This window comes from Candidatus Neptunochlamydia sp. REUL1, assembly GCF_963457595.1.
In the GTDB taxonomy this organism is placed as follows: domain Bacteria; phylum Chlamydiota; class Chlamydiia; order Chlamydiales; family Simkaniaceae; genus Neptunichlamydia.
In genome coordinates this window covers 411,167-427,218 of record NZ_OY735137.1, presented here as the reverse complement: position 1 = coordinate 427,218, position 16,052 = coordinate 411,167, and the positions used below count along the sequence as shown (strand labels likewise).

Annotated in this window: 23 protein-coding genes and 1 pseudogene; 12 read left to right on the top strand and 12 right to left on the bottom strand. The window is 41.9% G+C overall.

Annotated features, from left to right (window positions below; genetic code table 11):
• Positions 1-192: 192 nt before the first annotated feature.
• The 4 genes from R2I63_RS02540 to R2I63_RS02525 all read right to left on the bottom strand — a co-directional run bounded on the left by R2I63_RS02540 (position 193) and on the right by R2I63_RS02525 (position 2,139).
• Positions 193-645, bottom strand: coding sequence for an aminoglycoside 6-adenylyltransferase (locus R2I63_RS02540; protein WP_316359714.1), 453 nt, complete (start codon positions 643-645; stop codon positions 193-195).
• Between the two features lie 159 nt (positions 646-804).
• On the bottom strand, positions 805-1,107 hold the full coding sequence (locus R2I63_RS02535) for a hypothetical protein (RefSeq protein ID WP_316358481.1): 303 nt from the start codon (positions 1,105-1,107) through the stop codon (positions 805-807).
• A gap of 169 nt (positions 1,108-1,276) precedes the next feature.
• The gene (locus R2I63_RS02530) at positions 1,277-1,447 is read right to left on the bottom strand and encodes a MerR family transcriptional regulator (RefSeq protein ID WP_316358480.1); all 171 of its coding nucleotides are present in this window, start codon (positions 1,445-1,447) and stop codon (positions 1,277-1,279) included.
• A gap of 95 nt (positions 1,448-1,542) precedes the next feature.
• A complete protein-coding gene (locus tag R2I63_RS02525; RefSeq protein ID WP_316358477.1) occupies positions 1,543-2,139 on the bottom strand; it encodes a MarC family protein in 597 nt (198 codons plus the stop codon).
• 86 nt (positions 2,140-2,225) lie between these two features.
• On the opposite strand from R2I63_RS02525, the gene mtaB reads away from it, so the two are divergent.
• The 4 genes and pseudogenes from mtaB to R2I63_RS10575 form a co-directional block, all read left to right on the top strand.
• Positions 2,226-3,491, top strand: a complete 1,266-nt coding sequence (gene mtaB, locus R2I63_RS02520) for a tRNA (N(6)-L-threonylcarbamoyladenosine(37)-C(2))-methylthiotransferase MtaB (protein ID WP_316358474.1) — start codon at positions 2,226-2,228, stop codon at positions 3,489-3,491.
• Positions 3,448-4,533, top strand: a complete 1,086-nt coding sequence (locus R2I63_RS02515; RefSeq protein WP_316358470.1) for a hypothetical protein — start codon at positions 3,448-3,450, stop codon at positions 4,531-4,533. The genes mtaB and R2I63_RS02515 overlap by 44 nt, the downstream gene beginning before the upstream one ends.
• A gap of 251 nt (positions 4,534-4,784) precedes the next feature.
• Positions 4,785-4,910, top strand: a complete 126-nt coding sequence (locus tag R2I63_RS02510) for a hypothetical protein (protein WP_316358466.1) — start codon at positions 4,785-4,787, stop codon at positions 4,908-4,910.
• A pseudogene (locus R2I63_RS10575) lies at positions 4,877-5,111 on the top strand (hypothetical protein); the annotation flags it as partial. The gene R2I63_RS02510 and the pseudogene R2I63_RS10575, both read left to right, overlap by 34 nt.
• 25 nt (positions 5,112-5,136) lie before the next feature.
• On the opposite strand, the gene R2I63_RS02505 reads toward R2I63_RS10575, so the two are convergent.
• Entirely contained in the window at positions 5,137-5,568 is a 432-nt protein-coding gene (locus R2I63_RS02505; RefSeq protein WP_316359712.1) for a transposase, read from the bottom strand.
• 60 nt (positions 5,569-5,628) lie between these two features.
• On the opposite strand from R2I63_RS02505, the gene R2I63_RS02500 reads away from it, so the two are divergent.
• The 5 genes from R2I63_RS02500 (at position 5,629) to R2I63_RS02480 (ending at position 9,462) form a co-directional block, all read left to right on the top strand.
• Positions 5,629-5,847, top strand: a complete 219-nt coding sequence (locus R2I63_RS02500; protein ID WP_316358464.1) for a hypothetical protein — start codon at positions 5,629-5,631, stop codon at positions 5,845-5,847.
• Between the two features lie 433 nt (positions 5,848-6,280).
• Positions 6,281-7,021, top strand: coding sequence for a putative dsRNA-binding protein (locus R2I63_RS02495; protein WP_316358463.1), 741 nt, complete (start codon positions 6,281-6,283; stop codon positions 7,019-7,021).
• Positions 7,022-7,063: 42 nt separating this feature from the next.
• Entirely contained in the window at positions 7,064-7,573 is a 510-nt protein-coding gene (locus tag R2I63_RS02490) for a 30S ribosomal protein S15 (protein WP_316358462.1), read from the top strand.
• A gap of 11 nt (positions 7,574-7,584) precedes the next feature.
• On the top strand, positions 7,585-9,210 hold the full coding sequence (locus tag R2I63_RS02485) for a hypothetical protein (protein ID WP_316358460.1): 1,626 nt from the start codon (positions 7,585-7,587) through the stop codon (positions 9,208-9,210).
• A gap of 6 nt (positions 9,211-9,216) precedes the next feature.
• Entirely contained in the window at positions 9,217-9,462 is a 246-nt protein-coding gene (locus R2I63_RS02480) for a hypothetical protein (protein WP_316358458.1), read from the top strand.
• 27 nt (positions 9,463-9,489) lie between these two features.
• Here the strand turns inward: R2I63_RS02480 and R2I63_RS02475 are convergent, their stop codons facing one another.
• From R2I63_RS02475 to R2I63_RS02465, 3 genes are all read right to left on the bottom strand, one after another.
• The gene (locus R2I63_RS02475; protein WP_316358455.1) at positions 9,490-9,783 is read right to left on the bottom strand and encodes a hypothetical protein; all 294 of its coding nucleotides are present in this window, start codon (positions 9,781-9,783) and stop codon (positions 9,490-9,492) included.
• Between the two features lie 130 nt (positions 9,784-9,913).
• Positions 9,914-10,453 carry an IS630 family transposase gene (locus R2I63_RS02470; RefSeq protein ID WP_316355518.1) on the bottom strand — a complete coding sequence of 180 codons (540 nt, stop codon included), beginning with the start codon at positions 10,451-10,453 and terminating at the stop codon, positions 9,914-9,916.
• An 8-nt stretch (positions 10,454-10,461) separates the two neighbouring features.
• Positions 10,462-10,971 carry a helix-turn-helix domain-containing protein gene (locus R2I63_RS02465; protein ID WP_316356171.1) on the bottom strand — a complete coding sequence of 170 codons (510 nt, stop codon included), beginning with the start codon at positions 10,969-10,971 and terminating at the stop codon, positions 10,462-10,464.
• Between the two features lie 82 nt (positions 10,972-11,053).
• Here R2I63_RS02465 and R2I63_RS10570 point away from each other — a divergent pair, with 82 nt between their 5' ends.
• The gene (locus R2I63_RS10570; protein ID WP_445083666.1) at positions 11,054-11,272 is read left to right on the top strand and encodes a group II intron maturase-specific domain-containing protein; all 219 of its coding nucleotides are present in this window, start codon (positions 11,054-11,056) and stop codon (positions 11,270-11,272) included.
• Positions 11,273-11,300: 28 nt separating this feature from the next.
• On the opposite strand, the gene R2I63_RS02460 is transcribed toward R2I63_RS10570, so the two are convergent.
• From R2I63_RS02460 to rpmB, 4 genes are all read right to left on the bottom strand, one after another.
• A complete protein-coding gene (locus R2I63_RS02460) occupies positions 11,301-11,990 on the bottom strand; it encodes a hypothetical protein (protein ID WP_316358453.1) in 690 nt (229 codons plus the stop codon).
• Positions 11,991-12,081: 91 nt separating this feature from the next.
• On the bottom strand, positions 12,082-12,777 hold the full coding sequence (locus R2I63_RS02455; protein ID WP_316358451.1) for a hypothetical protein: 696 nt from the start codon (positions 12,775-12,777) through the stop codon (positions 12,082-12,084).
• A 48-nt stretch (positions 12,778-12,825) separates the two neighbouring features.
• Entirely contained in the window at positions 12,826-13,587 is a 762-nt protein-coding gene (locus R2I63_RS02450; RefSeq protein ID WP_316358448.1) for a phospholipase D-like domain-containing protein, read from the bottom strand.
• A 124-nt stretch (positions 13,588-13,711) separates the two neighbouring features.
• A complete protein-coding gene (gene rpmB, locus R2I63_RS02445) occupies positions 13,712-13,987 on the bottom strand; it encodes a 50S ribosomal protein L28 (RefSeq protein WP_316358445.1) in 276 nt (91 codons plus the stop codon).
• A gap of 64 nt (positions 13,988-14,051) precedes the next feature.
• Between rpmB and sthA the strand changes: the two genes are divergently transcribed.
• Together sthA and R2I63_RS02435 are read left to right on the top strand one after the other, a co-directional pair.
• Positions 14,052-15,515, top strand: coding sequence for a Si-specific NAD(P)(+) transhydrogenase (gene sthA / locus R2I63_RS02440; protein ID WP_316358443.1), 1,464 nt, complete (start codon positions 14,052-14,054; stop codon positions 15,513-15,515).
• The gene (locus tag R2I63_RS02435; protein WP_316358441.1) at positions 15,515-15,991 is read left to right on the top strand and encodes a hypothetical protein; all 477 of its coding nucleotides are present in this window, start codon (positions 15,515-15,517) and stop codon (positions 15,989-15,991) included. Before sthA ends, R2I63_RS02435 begins: the two co-directional genes overlap by 1 nt.
• The last annotated feature ends 61 nt before the right edge of the window (positions 15,992-16,052 follow it).

Here is a 16,052-nt window from a genome sequence, read left to right as displayed (position 1 = left end):
CTTTTGGTGCTTACTAGATCTTCAGTAAATCTAGAATAAAGTGTGTTAGATCATATTCGGGTTCAGAAGGATACGTTAGACTGAGTTTGGAAGCTGTTTCCTTTGAAAGTCGTCGAAATAGATCAATTGTGGCAGATAGATCTTTTTGGCTATCAGCCGAATCAAAGTGACCAAATACATTGTCCAACGCTTTTAGAATTTTACTGACCAAAGGTCACGGCGCTTAATGTACTTGGCGACATGGTAAATTTCAAACCAGAACTCTCGAACAAGGTCTGTAAATTCTCTTTCAGAAGGTAGAGGTATTCGGAACCCGGTATCAAAAGGCTGAGGCAGTTTTTTTGTTAGGTTTTTCTGATCAAGGAGTATCGTATATCCGCAGTTAAATCCTTGAGACATCTTCTGAAGTATTTCAATTGGATAAAAGGCAAAGTCGACTTTCACTCCACCCTCGAAGATTACCAATCTTGTTGGAATGAGTGTTTCTTCGCATAGAAAAGATTCTGAGATCCAGACCCATACTTTAGCTATGCGGCTGATCCATTTATCGCTCTTGATAAACGGCGTACTTGAGCTGCAAAAGACTGCCAAATCATAGTCAGAAAGGGTGTCGACTCGCTGGCGAGCTCCTCTGTAACCAACCAGTATATTAGTGTTTCAATAGTCTCTTCAGATTGGGCCCACTTGATGCGTTCTTTTTCAGTGAGAGTTGCCAACACTATTCCTCGGGTATAGAGCAGGAATCTCTAGTTCACCACACTACACTTATTGAAGTCAATTAAGCGCAGTGTGGTGAAAGGGGGTTTATGACAAGTTATTTTCTGCGAACACTTCCATTGCTTCAGCTAGAAATGGAGCAAGGCGCAGATGAAAAGGTTCCATCTGTTTGATGCACCCAACTAGTTTTCTGTAGATATTGTGGGCGGTTTCAACGTGCTTTTCCCTATCGGCTTTTTCCCAATTTTCAGTGTTCGCCTTTTTTGTGCTCTTTAGTACAATTGTCTCTGCAGCAGTGTTATTACTATTGGAAGTTCCTATGAAATAGGATTCGCTCCCCTTTCCTTCTGCCCAGATGTTAAAACCTTTATAGATTTTTTTATCTTTCATCTCTTGACCTCCCCTAAGGTGTGATATTGTTTTATCAATCGTCTTGATAAGTGTAGTGGTTCTTTCAAGACGTTTTTTAAGGACTCCTTTGTGCGAATGCAGCGCTTTGATTTTGTCAAAGTCATTGCTTTCAAGGATCCTCTTGATATCATCCAAAAGTAGATCAAGCTCATGGTAAAAAAAGGGTTTGCTGAAGTCTTAGTATTTGTTCTTCTTCATAGTATCGATAACCATTACTTCCGTAGTAAGCAGGTTTCAATAACCCAACCTCATCGTACCAACGAAGAGTGCGGATGCTAACTCCTGAAAGCTCAGGTAATTTCTTTACTGTATAGCTCAAATAGCCTCTCCTTTGAATGATTAATAAAAGCATAAGGCGTTACGTAACGAGAGGGTCAAGTAGAAGTTATATCTCTCTATTTATAAAGAAGATATTTATAGAAAGAAGCTGGTTTTTACAAGCTCAATAGCGCCAGTGGCAAACATCTGAACCGCAATGAGGGCAACGATCATTCCGCCTAAGCGCTCAAAGGCAACAAGTCCTTTTTCGCCAAGCCCATATTTGAAAAATGAGGAAAGAAGTGCAATCGCGCAGGAGATAACCATTGCACCGCAAATAATTCCTGTCATGAGGAGCGGGTTTTCTACCCGTGATGAGTAGAGCATTACAGCAGTGATGGAGCCAGGACCTGCAATAACAGGAGTGGCAAGGGGAACAATCATCGGCTCATGTTGAGGCCCTTTTTCCTTATCTTCCTTAGGGAAAATCATGGGAATGGAGATGAGGAGGAGGAGGATCCCTCCGGCCATTCCCAGGATATGTTCATTGATCCCAAGAACATTGAAAATACCACTTCCAAAATAGTTGAAGAGGAGAAGAATTACGAGGGCAAATCCAAATTCTCTAAGGAGGATGAGGCGTTGCTTTTGGATGGAATAGCGACCAAGTAGAGAAAGATATAGGGGGATATTTCCTAGGACGTTAATGACAAAAAATAATGCAACTGCCATTGAAACTGGACTTTGAGGCATAAAAATTCTCCTTTGATCAGACTAGTATAGACACTTCGTGAATTTTTTCGTAGGAATTTCCAGGGGAAGTTGGCATAATACCCTGCATGAAGAAATATAAAGTTGTCACTTTAGGGTGTAGAACTAACCAATATGAGTCGCAGGCTTTTCTAGACCAACTTAAGAAACAGGGGTACGAGGAAGCTAGCGATGGGGACAGGGCTGATCTATGTATTGTAAATACTTGCACTGTGACCCAGTCTGCGGATAAGCGTTCACTCTATCAAATCAGGAAGCTTGCTCGCGACTACAATCCCTCGAAGCTGGTGGTGACGGGGTGTCTGGCAGAGCGTTCAAAAAAAGAGCTTGAGGCTCTTCCTGAGGTGACGGATGTCATTCCCAATAGAAAAAAAGAAGAACTTCTTCCCACGGTTTTTCCTGAAATGGAATGGCCAGAGTTCCGTATCGAGCGGTTTGAAGCGCATACCCGCGCTTTCGTGAAAATTCAAGATGGATGTAATTCATACTGTAGCTACTGCGTGATTCCGTTTGTGCGGGGGCGTTCTCGTTCTAAAAAGATGCTCGACATCCTACGAGAGATCGATTCGCTTGTTGAAAATGGATATAAAGAAGTCGTCTTGACGGGAATTAATATTGGAGACTTTGGTCCTGAAAGGCTAAGTGATTTGGTGCGACAAGTCGACAAAGTAGAAGGTTTGGAGCGGATTCGTATTTCATCTATTGATCCTGATGAGGTCGATGATGATCTTCTTGATGCTGTGATTAATGGAGAAAAAACGTGTCCTTCCATGCATATTGTTCTTCAATCAGGCTCAAATATGACCTTAAAACGGATGCGGCGCAAGTACACTAAACAGGATTTTTTGGATGCAACTGCAAAGCTCCAAAAAGCGCATCCTTTATTCACTTTTACAACTGACATTATTGTCGGTTTTCCTGGTGAAACTGAGGAAGAGTTTGAGGAGACATTGCAGCTGATGCAGGAGGTCCGTTTTGCAAAGGTTCACATGTTTCCCTATAGCGACCGTCCCAAGACAAGGGCTTCACGGATGCCCAATAAGGTTCCTCAGGAAGTGATTGCAGAAAGAAAAGCAAAGCTCTTAGAAGTGGCAAACCAAAATGCTTTTTCTCTTCGAGAGGATCTATTGGGCCAAGAGTTTTCAGTCTTACTAGAAACAGAAGAACGTCCAGGTTATTTGATGGGGCATACGGAAAATTTCCTTCCTGTATTTGTCCCCAAAAAAGACCTTCGACCCAATACATTAATTAAAGTAAAAATCGCAGGTAACAACCCTGAAGGTTTCATCGGTGAAAATAAAGCTGACAGAAAAATACAAACCCTTTTCGCATGAAGCTGGGACCTCCCTACTCATTCCTAGAAGCTCTTGGAAAGCGACAATATTCCCAGCAAAGATTCAGTTAGAAAGTCTCCTATCAATTGGTGGAAAGCAGGTGCTTTCTGTGACCCCTCATTTACGAGGACCTCTGAAACGGTTTACTGTGATGCAAGATTTAGAGAGACATTGGGTTCGCGTATTCGGAGAGGGACCTCAAGGATATTTTTCTTACCGCCTTGTAGCTTCTTCACATGAAATTATCCTCTTTTTTGAAAGAGGGCCTGAAGAAGGGATTTCATTTACTTTTGAGGGAGAAACAAAAATTCTGAGGCGCAAAGAAGAGCTGATTATCCCTACGACGCTTTCAGCATTTCCAAAAATGCGCGGCGAAAAAATGCATTTTGGGTGTTCTAAAAAGCAAGATTGGTCTCTTGTTAGAAGGAGACAAAGCGTTGAAGAAATTCTTCCCGTTTGGTTCGAGCTTGGAAAGCATGTGCCGAGTCATCCAATTTTAAACGCAGGCACATCACGCCTCCTTGCATCTTGCCAAAAGCAGATTGAAGCAAAGGAGAACGATAAAATTGGAACCTCCTTTATCGATCTTTTTAAAGCTGGGTTTGAAGGGATCCTTTCTCCACGCCTTACCGATGCAGACCACCTTGGATATCAAGAAGAAGAGGATGTGATTCCAAAAGAGGCGTCTCCTCTTGTTCTTCTTGGGGAAGGTGCTCGTTTGATCCGCAGTCTTCTCGTCCAGAAACGGGGAAAAGGGATTGCAATTCTTCCTTGCCTTCCTAAAGAACTTCACGCAGGGCGCTTTACCCACATTCAACTAAGTGACACCTTGATCGCTGATTTGGAATGGTCTAAAAAATTGATCCGTTGTCTAGTGCTTCACCCTAAAGAGGATCAGGAGATCACCTTTACTTTCCAATCTTCTATCGATTCATTTCGATTGCGTTTGGGGAGAAGGGGCCGCGGAAAGACTCTCAAAGCCGGAGGAAAAATGACTCTCAAAGCGGATACCCTTTATATTCTCGATCGTTTTCAAAAATAGAGACAATGGAGATGCCAAACGCTGACTTTCCCTTTCACTGAATAGAAAAAAGGCACCTTGCTTTGGTGCAAAGGTGGCTGCAAAAGAAGCATATTCAACCCTATTATTTTGGAGAAGGGCTTCAGAACACCCTAAAGAATCTAGAACTTGCGGCTGAAGGGATTGAGGTATAACCGAATGTTGTGTCTGGGAATAAATGAGCGTATCCTTGGAAAGTTGAATAAATTTTCCATAAATAAGGAGATCCGCTCATGGAAAAGTATGATGAATTACCAGGATTTCAGCAAGGTTTAGAAGAGCTAGTTCGTGAGGGAGCAAGAAAGATGCTTTATCAAGCGATTGAAAAGGACTATCAGCAACAAACATTGCTAGGCTAACCAAGATTTGGGAAGAAGAGTATGAAAAGTGGCAAGACCGAGATCTATCAAGCAAAGAGTACATTTATTTTTGGGCTGCTTTAGAAGAGGAGTTTCCTGGATGTGCTCAGCAACGTTGCTGGGTAAACAAAACTGCTTCTATGACTATCCAGCCCAGTATTGCAGCACATCAGGACGACAAACCCGATAGAATCAACCTTTGTATAGCTAAAGTGACTTAAATTAGTTATAGGCAGTGCTCCTTGAAAAGTTCGTCTATTCCACATTGATATTTTCTTCGCTTAGACTTTGCCTGTGCCCACTTGTGTTCAATAGGGTTTAGATCAGGAGAATAGGGAGGAAGATACTCCAAGGTATGGCCTGCAGCCTGGATCTTCTCTTGCATAGATTTGCTTTTATGGAATGAAGCATTATCCATAACCAGAATACTTTCAGAGGGAAGTTTCGGTAGCAAGTCCTCCTCTGCCCAAATGGAAAAGGCATCTGTATTAATATTGCACTCGAATAACGCAAGTGTAAGGAGGCTTGTTCCAAGTAATGCCCCTATTGCATTTGTTCTTCCTTTTGCTCCCCAATCATGAGTGCCAAAACATCGCTGTCCTATTTTGGAGTAACCGTGGGTGCGGGGCATATCATGGGCAAACCCGCTTTCATCAATATATATAACTAAAACTAAATATTTTAGCTATATGGAATAGAAAAGCGGGGACGCGAAGCAGTGGGATATAATGGACGTATCGGACATATAGATTTCACTCCAGTCTTGAGAGATAGTGCAAAAACATTCACAGGCAGTAAAATTCCTTTTAAAGATGCAGCTGCACGATCAACTAACCCTATAAAACTTGGATACAAAAAGAAATTCCCTGGATTATTTGACGGAACAGAGAACTCTTTTGAAGATTTTCCTGAAGAATGGATAGAAAATTACTACTAGTCGAGTGGCCACCCCCCATTGCTGAGGAGCAGTGATCTCATCCCGAAAAAGTGGACAGTTATGATATAGACTCTTCAGAACAGGCAACTGCTGTGAGATTAGTAAGAGAAGAAGGCTTCCTCAGGTTATTCCGGATCCTGCCTATGAAAACATTGCCAATTTTCACCTTGAAAAGCACCTCTAAGAAACAAGCCGAGCAAATCGATGCAAAAAGCGCCTATGACAAGCTGATTTCGGCTAAAATTTGACCAATCAAAAATAAGCGTGATTTTCTCTTTTTTTTAGACGTTTTTCCTTCTCCTAAGCTTCTTACATACCTCGCTTTCCGTAAAACCAACACAGCGCAATTTTAGGCCTTGTTTTTCTTGAGCCTCTATGAAATTTTCCGTTATGCTAGTCTTTTCCTCAAAACAACACGAAAAGGCCCCTTCTTATGACAAATCTAGCAATGCAAATGGTCTCAAGCCTGCAGAAAAACATCTCCAATATTGAAGAATCGCTTTCACATAAATTTAACAACACAGACCTACTCATGAGAGCATTTATGGACTCAAGCTTTCCATTAGTTGGGATGGTCAGCGACGGCGGAGAAACCAATGAAGATTTCGTATGGCGTGGAAATTACATATTGCAGCTTGTGGTTGCAGATTCCATAAAGGCGAACCACCATGCAGCTGACAAGGCCACAAAAAATACCATGCTAAATAAGCACATTAGCAACGACGCCCACATTAAATATCTAGATAAGCTCCAGGTATTCAATCACTACCTGTATCAATGCCCCCATGGACTGATCAATCCGGATGCACAGATAGCGCCCTTCAAAGAAAAATGCTTTAAGGCGATACTCACTGCTGTATATCTCGATGCTGGGAAGTCTCTAGAGCCGATACATGGTATGTTTGTTGATAAATTCAATATTGAGCTGGAGGATTCTTTAGAATTTGCTGAAAAGAATTGGAAGAGCCTCTTAAATGAATGGGCACAAAAGAACCGTATGGGGCAGTTAATCTTCTCTCTCGCAGAACGAAACGGTCCTGATCATGCTCCAATGTTCAAAGTAAAACTGACCCTGAATGGTGACGATATTTCTACAGGAGAAAGCACATCTAAGAAGCAAGCAGAACAAATAGCTGCGAAGACTGCTTACGAAAAGCTTGTTCCTAAACCGTGATTTATGGAAACATCTCTCTTTTTATAAAGGAGAAAAGAAAGTTTGTCAGCACATACACAATCGCCATTAACAAGCCATCTAATCAGCACAAAACAAGCCGCACAGATCATCGGTTGTTCTGTAGATTCACTCAAAGGCTACATTTCTAGAGGGGCTCTTCGTCCAAGCAAGACAGTTAGCGGTAGGAATTTCTACTGCGAGGAAAAGATTCGCAACTGCACGCCCCCAAGCAAAGTCCATAGGGGAAAGTTTCCTTCTTCTCGATCGAATACAGTCTCTGGTATTGACGTAGTTGAAATGCGCGACGTCATCAAAAAATGGAGAACCTCCCCGCAGGATAATTCTTCCAGTGATGTAGAAATTGGAGTCTATACCGAAAAGATTCAAAGGTTAGAAATGGATATGAGAGCTACTCCACGGGAGTCTTCCGAATTTGTAGGCATGAGAAAACAGCTGGTGAAATATGTTTTTGAAAGAAGAAAGCTTTTGAATTATCTTCAAAAATCTCGTTTTAGCAGATACCTTAAGGCTATGAAGAGGATTAACAGTTAAAGGATAACGCAATGCGCCTTCGATTCTTCGCAGTTTTCAAATCCGTGCTCATGGTACTCTGTCTTCCAGCGATCATTTGGCATGTGCCCTTGAATGCAGAAGTTACTCTCCCCGCTCAACAAACGCAACCACAGGCCGCAGATTACACAAATTTTTCGCCTTGGGATTTGCTCAACTACGATACGTTGTCCTATCAAAGAATCACAGACTTTCTCTGGGAAATAGCATATGGAGAAACTCTTGAGAAAAACCTCAGCTCCGCACAAGCTAATCAATTCATGAACTTCGTAATTTTCTTAGCTAGAAATGGTCTGCAAGACGACGACATAGAAGGCAAATCTGCACTCGAAGAAGACATTAAGTGGTTAAGAGGCGAACCCAATAATTCAACGCTTGCTCTTGATGATGATGAAAACGAACGCAGTGAAGCTGGAAATTGGTGGTGGAATACCTCCTTAAAGGGATATGAAAATCAAGGCATTAAGATTATTCCAGCTGCGCTTTACGGGTCTCAAGCTCCAAGAATTATCAATTGTGGTTGGATTTCAAGCGCATGGAAGAGCACGAAGAAATTCGTTAAGAAACATAAGAAAGAAGTCATCATTGCAGCAGTTGTTGTAGTTGCTGCTACTGTGGTGATCGTTGCAACCAGTGGTGCTGCTACGCCTGCTGTCGTTGGAGGAGCTGTTGGTGCAGCAGGAGCTAGTGGTGGCGAAGACAAACCTAAGCCTAGGCAGCCTGTTAATAAAGCAGGGGAGGTGCATGTATATGATCACGACAGTGACTATGATAATTTGTGCGATAATTCATATTGCAACATTGATCAAACGCCAAGTATAACACTGACGCCTCAGCTAGAGCCCGTTACTGACAGAGCTGCCTTGCTAAAGGAAACTCTTGAAAGGCAAAACACCACAATAAAGGAAGAGCTGAGTCAAGAGCCTGTGATAGCTGCTGCAGCCGAAGGTCTAAATATTCCTCAGCAAGAGCAACCGTCTTTTCTATCAAAGGCAGCTGATAAGGCGAGAGAGGTTGGGTCTTACATCGCTCATGAAGTATATGACGGGGTTACAGATCAACTTGATGTTATATCTGGAGCGACAGGGTACATATCAGAAAAGCTCAATAATGCGTCAGAGTATCTCAGCAATATTAGTCCTTTTGAGAAAGATCCGAGAGAATCATTTCAAGAAAGCGTTTATGCAGGACATGAAAAAATTGATGAGGTTTTTGGCACAGAACATGCTAATATGTATTCTGACGAAGCAAAGGAAACTAGAGATAAGCTGACCACTGGGGTATTGCCTCCTCCTGGGAGTTTTAGTAATATAGCGAAGAATGGAAAGCCTTTAAGCCAAGCATATATAACTGCGCGGAATGGCGGGAAACATGCGCCACTTATAAGAAGGTATAAGGATGTATCTACTAAAGAAATCCAGAAAGGTATTCATAGTTATGAGAAGCAGATTGTCAAACATCAAGATAAGATTGCAAATCCTTCGAAGCATTGTCCAGGTTGGGATAATTTCCACCCAAATAGACAGAAAGCGCTTGTAAATGATGTATGGCCCAAAGAGATCATCAACTTTCAGGAAGAGAAAGAGGTTCTTAAAAATATTTTAGATGTGAGAGGGTAAACTTTAATGAAAAGCAAAGACTTAAGTAATTATATATTACATATGGTGGATCTAATTAAACACCAAGCTCTTGAAATAAAAAATGAAGCCAATCGAAAAGAGGGAGAAGATCTGTATAAAGAAGGGGAGTTAATGGCTTATTATTCAGTAATGTCTACTCTTAAAAATCACGCATCTTTCTATGATCTTGAACAAAAAGACATTGGTTTAGAAAACATGAATCTAGAATCAGATTTACTTGGAAAAAAGTAGAGCTTGTTTTGATCCAACAACTCTTCTCTAACCATCCCGTTTCTTCTTTTTACTTCCACGTGTTGCTTGAGCTAATAGAGCTACTCCCATAGCCGCACCAGCCCCAATGGCTAAAGCTCCTCCTCCCACAGCGCCCCAGTTAATACCAGGGGCTTCTGGTAGTGGCATTGCAGGGTTATATTGCTCCGTTGACGTGTTTCTATAGGGAGTGCTTGCTGGTGGAGGGAAGGGTGGCTCGCTATTTGGTGGAATGTTTCTTCTCGGTATGATAGGGACAATAGGGTTTTCTGAGGGGCCTGCAGCTTCTGCGGCTGTCATCATCTTTTTAGAGTCGCTTGCTGCTTTAATAGAAGCGCCACCGCCAACGACTGCTTCTGGAGTCCCAGTGCCAGTCTTGCTGAATCAAATGTGGAGCATTTGATTAATATAATACCATTCGTAAAAAATAACGTCATAAAATAGCCCACGGTCTTGAGCAGAGCCTTCTCACTCTGGTTGGAGTGTCAACAAATGCATTCCATGCATCGCAGCAGGCCATCGTAATCGCATCATAATCTTCATAACAGCGATTCGCTAGATGTTCATCTCGAAGCGTTTGCCATACTTGTTCTGTTGGATTCAACTCTGGAGAAACCGGAGGAAGCGGTAGAAGGCTTATGTTGCTAAACCTTTTAAGTCGCTTTGTTGTATGCCAAGCAGCTCTATCCAGCACAATAACTGCATGCCTTCCTTCAGGAATCTTCATGGAAATGTGCTCAAGATGCACAAGCATTGCTTCTGTATTTACAGCTGGCATTACAAGGCCTACAGCTTCATCTCTGACGGGGCAAATAGCTCCAAATATGTAAGCGTATTCAAATTGCTGCTGACGTGCGAGCCGAGGACGTGTTCCTTTATTGGCCCATGTACGGGTTACAGTGCCTCTTTGCCCCACTCTAGCCTCATCTTGGAACCAAATATCAACAGACTCTATTTCTACTCCTGCTGGCAATGCCTCAACTACTTTTTCTGAGAAGTTTTTTTAAAAGTCTCTTGGGCTTCTAAGTCTGCCTTGGGGTGAATTGATCGACCCGAGATCCAGACGAGGTCAGCCCTTTTCAATGTATTGTATACCGTCTTCAAAGATGGGTCGACTCCATATTTTGTTTTCATCAATTCCAAAATGTCTCTCCCTTTGATACGTCCACCTACTTTCTTCTCTTGCAGCTCTAAAACAGCTTGCCTGAATGCAGCTTGATTTTCTAGAGGTATCAATGGCTTCTTACCTCTACCCGGCTTATCTTTTAACCCTTCGAAACCTTCCGTTCTAAATCTCTTGATCCACCTCATCAAAGACCTGAGTTTCACCCGTACAAAGGCTGCTGTTTCTGTAAACGTCTTCCCTTCTTGGAGATGGGCAAATGCCAGAAACCGTCTCCTTTCTCTTGGACTCCCCTCTGTTTTAGCAAGCTTATCGAAATCGTACTGATCAAGTCCTTTTATCTGAGCGGCCTTTCTTCCTCTCAACACTCACCTCCTGTTAAACTCAAACAGCTTACATGAAAAGACCAATTAAATTTATGACTTTATTTTTTACGAATAGTATAACCCGATCCTTAGGGGATGGGTGAATTATTATGGTCGATTCTACAAAACTGCTCTATACCCAGTATTTTACCATCTCAATGAAACACTCACAAGGTGGATAAAAAGGAAATATAAAAAGTTTAAGAGAAAATTTCAGAGAGCGATCCGTTTATTGGGAGAAATTGCTAAAAAGCAACCCAAACTCTTCGCTCACTGGGAATTTGGATTCAAACCAACGGCGTAAGTCATAGGAGCCGTATGAATCGAGAGGTTCACGTACGGATCTGTGAGGACGTGAGGGGGAAGTTCCCTTGCGTTACTCGACCAATATCTCCCCATACGATTGCAAGAGATGTTGCAGCGGAAAAGAGTGTAAAAAAAACAACAGATGCGGCACCGGCTGAGGCTCCAGACTTTGCCTTTTTAAGGAGAGATAGCTGTTGTTTTTTAACCTCGCTTTCGACATCTTTAACGCTTTCTGTCACTTCTAAAAGATGTTTGATGGCAAGACCTAAGGATGCAAGATATCCTACTCCATGGAGGATATTTGCAGCCAAGTCGTTGGGAACTCCTAAGTTATCAATGGCATAGAGGATACTATCGGCTTTTTTAAGAGCATAGGCGGATTGCAGTAGTAGTGTCCGTGTAATCTTATCAACTGTGCTTGTGGGATGTTGAGAAATTTGCTGAATTTCTTCAAGACCCTTGATTAAGTTTTCTCCTGTAGAGTCCCCTGAAAAGAGGGTTTCAAAAGATCCTCCATTGTTGAGTGACTTTTGAAGAGATGTAACAGTTGCTAGGTTAACTGCAGCAGGAAGGAGCGTTCCGACGGTCATAATAATGTACCGAGCAATCCTAAGTATAGTACTTCCTTTGTCGTTGATTTCTCCCTTGAAGAAGGAGAACGTTTTCTTGGTTGAGTGCAAAGGAATATTTTGAGAACCTGGAGCTGTAATAGTCATGAGGCTTGAGTCCATCACAACCTCTCATTTATACTCTTTAAAGTATTATTATATCACATTTTTAATTATAAATTAATTTTTAAATATGCAATTACACTTTAATGAATGCTGGAGGAGTGTTGTATTTAGCTTCAGTGGAGGGGAAGGCATCGTACTCAGCTTTCATGATATCTGCAATCGATGCGATATACATTAAGGTAAAGAGGCCTAAATTGACCGTTTCAGCCAGTTCAGCATAGAATAAATAGCCGACAAGGCTTACAACGTTGTATGCCAGTTTTGTTCCGGTTCCCATCAATGCAAAGAAAGCATTATACCGCTCATCTGAGCCCTCTGCAGTTAACCATTTCTGGTAGTCTTCTGGGATTGCGTTTGTACTTGAGTGAATCCCGTAAGCAGGAAAAAGAAGTCCTGAGAAGGGGATGTATAGGGAGGAGGGGGCTCCTTTGACAGCCTCATAGTAAGAAATATAGGCACTTGCGATAAAGGCTGTAGAGATGATGAGCATCCCGAATTTCTTCAGAGAGAATCCATTCACACGAATATCATCTATGCTATCCTGAAAATTTTGGAATCGGTTTTCCTTTAGTTTAGGGGAGTCTTCTGAAGCCTGGACGTAGTCTGAGACATTCAAAGTCTCCTGTATAAGACTCAAAACCTTTTGTCCCTCAGGAGAGATTCCACCAAGCGCCATGGTATATTTAGCCGTCGAGAGTACTTCTCGGGCCTTTAGGGGTCTTTCCTCGGGAAAGCTAGGTGGTACTGAGATTGATATTAGTTTCTCCATAACAATAATATTATAAATTATAATAGAAATTAATGCAATAATACTAAATTATTTACTATATATAAATAATATAAAATCTCTGTTTTTATTAAATGCTGACTTTGTCCAGTTTGCAGAACCTATAATAAAAATTTTATTATCTATTTCTGCGCTTTTGTGATGGAAAAGGGCGCGCCCTTTGCTGACTTTTACCTTCACATGAGCCTCCTCAAGTCGTTTCCGAGCCTCCTTGCTGGCTCCTTGCGCAGTTGTCCCATCTAGGGTGACAAAGACTCTAATTCCTCTCTTATGGAGCTCTATCAGCTTCTCAACTAGGAGGGGGTGGGTAAAGGTGAATAGGGATATTTTTACCGCTTTTTTAGCTTGATCGAGGGTGGAAAGAAGCGTTTTCAGAGCCTCTTGGCTTGGAAGTGAAAAGTAAAGGAGATCTCGATTTCCTATCCTCTCCGTGATTTTTGAAGGGCGATTGCTTGAGAGTGCTGTAGCAAGGCTTGGGGCGTAGAGACCAACCATCAAATTAGTATGCATTTTTAAGGATGATGGGGTGAGGTTAGTAGAGCCTAGGAATAAAAGCTCTTTATCGATAATCCAAATTTTTTCATGCATGAGCCCTTTTTCCTGAATGGGGTGAAAGTAAAAATTCTTTTCATCAAGCAGATGAAGGTTAGGAGAGGTTTTTTGATGATAGGTGAGGTGAATTTCAACCCCTTCCTGAGCTTTTTTTTTCAGAAGAGAAAGGATCCCCAAATCGGTGGCAGCATAGGTGTGGAGTGTAATAGATTCTCTGCTACAGCGAATCAATTTTTTCAAAACTTCTTTTAAATCGTCTCCTTGATCCGTAGAATAGAGACGGTAGGGGTTTTTTGAACTAGGTAAGGAGAAATGTAGAGTGTAAAAAAGAAAAAAAAGCCCGGCTAAGACAGCCGGGACGAAACTAAATCTTTTGACCTTTTGCACGAAGTTCGCGCACAACTGCGGCAATTCCTCGGCGGTCAATCGTCCGCATTGCGCTAGTTGAAAGCTTCAAAGTAATAAAGCGATTCTCTTCTGAGAACCAAAAACGTTTTTTTACAAGATTAGGGAGGAAGCGGCGCTTGACCGTTCCTGTCACATTCAGACCAATCCCTTTCTTTTTCTTTGCAATCCCTCGGATTGAATAACTTTTTCCACGACCGGGTTTTTTCCCAGTTACCTGACACCGTTTAGCCATTTGTCTACCTTTATTTTTTTTGAGCAGATTAACACATAGGGGAATTTCTCACAAGATCCTAAGCATGTTTGAAAAGAAATCTTCCTTTCAAGTAAAAGAAGTTTTTACTTTGGTGGTGCAATTGGAAGAGCTTTATGCAGATTTTGTCGTGATTGGATCGGGTCCCGCTGGGCAGAAAGCGGCGATTCAAGCAGCAAAATTAGGAAAGTCGGTTGTTATGATCGAAAAGTATCCCAACCCTGGTGGGGGGTGTCTTCATTCTGGAACAATTCCTTCAAAATCTCTTCGCGAAGCCATTCTAAACCTAACGGATTTCCATAAGAAAAGTTATTACTCCAAACACGATGTACAAGAGCATGACATTTCGATCAATGACCTTAACTATTGCCTTAATCAGGTTACCGAAGAGCAAATCCGTCAGCTTCATCGTCAGTTCGAAAAAAATAATATCAAACTTATTCAAGGGGCTGCCCACTTTGAAAACCACCATCAAATTGCTGTTCTAGATGATAACAATCACTTAACTCACATCATTACTGGGGAAAAAACTCTTCTAGCAACTGGGTCAAAACCGCGTAACCCCAAAAACGTTCCTTTTGATAAAGAGATGGTTCTTGACTCCACCCGCCTCCTTTCGATTGATCATGTTCCCAAACGGATGGTAGTCCTTGGTGGGGGCATCATCGGTTCAGAGTATGCTAGTTTTTTTGCTGCTCTTGGCACCGAAGTGATTGTAGTTGATAAGAAAGAACAAATGCTTCCTTATCTTGATAAGGAAATAGGGCAACATCTCCAATCATCTTTAAGCAAGATCGGGCTCCAGTTTATAGGGAACCGAGATTTTGATGAAATCATCCGTCACAAAGATGAAGTAGAGGTCAAATTCAATGATGGATCATCATTGAAATCTGAAATGCTTCTCTATGCTTTGGGAAGAGTTGCCAATGTTGATCATCTTCATATTGAAAATGTGGGGATCAGCGTTGATAGCAAAGGTTACATACCGGTGAATGCACTTTTTCAAACAATTGTTCCAAACATTTATGCGGTGGGTGATGTGATAGGTGGCCCTTCTCTTGCTTCCACGAGCATGGAACAAGGCCGCCTTGCAGCGCGTCATGCATTTGGCGCTGAAACCCATCATTTTCCCACTTTTTATCCCATTGGAATTTATACAATTCCCGAAATTTCTTCATGTGGCTATACTGAAGAGCAGCTCAAGAACTTAGGCTTTCGTTACGAAGTGGGAAGGGCCTATTATTATGAAATTGCGAAAAATACTATTGCTGGAAATGACCCAGGAATGTTTAAACTCCTTTTTCATGCGGATACTCTGGAAATTTTGGGTATTCACATTATTGGTCGTGACGCAACAGAGGTCATTCATATTGGTCAGGTGGCAATGACACATAGCGCCCGGATCGACTACTTTATCGACCAGGTGTTCAACTATCCCACCTATGCAGAAGGGTACCGGATAGCAGCGCTCAATGGGTTTAACAAAGTGAAGCATAAGAGGTGGTTTTAATGCCGATCTACGACATTTTCGAACATGTAGAACGACAAAAGGAAGAGGGAGATACAAAGCTTGAATTGTCGACGCATATCTCTGATATGACGCTGAAAGATCAAAACAAGGCGCCCGATGAGAAGGGGCATGTTTTTGCGACTATTGCAGCCCGCCTCTTTTTCTTTATGCTGTTGATCACTGATATTGCCTGGGGAGTACTTACCATTGCTCTTTTTACCATTGCTCTTCCTCTCAATATTCTTACTGCTTTTAAAGTCTACAAATTGAAATCCTTTCTTGCCCGTCGGTATCTCAATTTGAAGCGGTCTGCAATCTGTGCAATTGCCCTAATTGTTTCCCTCTTTAGCCCAGCGCTCGGTACCATGATTGCATGCAGCTACTTTTTGATGTACGACAAAAAAGGGATTCAAGAAGTGGTTCCCTCTGTTCTCCAAGACCAATTCAATGAATTCTTTAATCCTCAAGGATTATAAAGCGGTTATTGTCTAGCGAAACCCCACGGCACAAACGCTGTTCTTGTTATAGACTCACAAA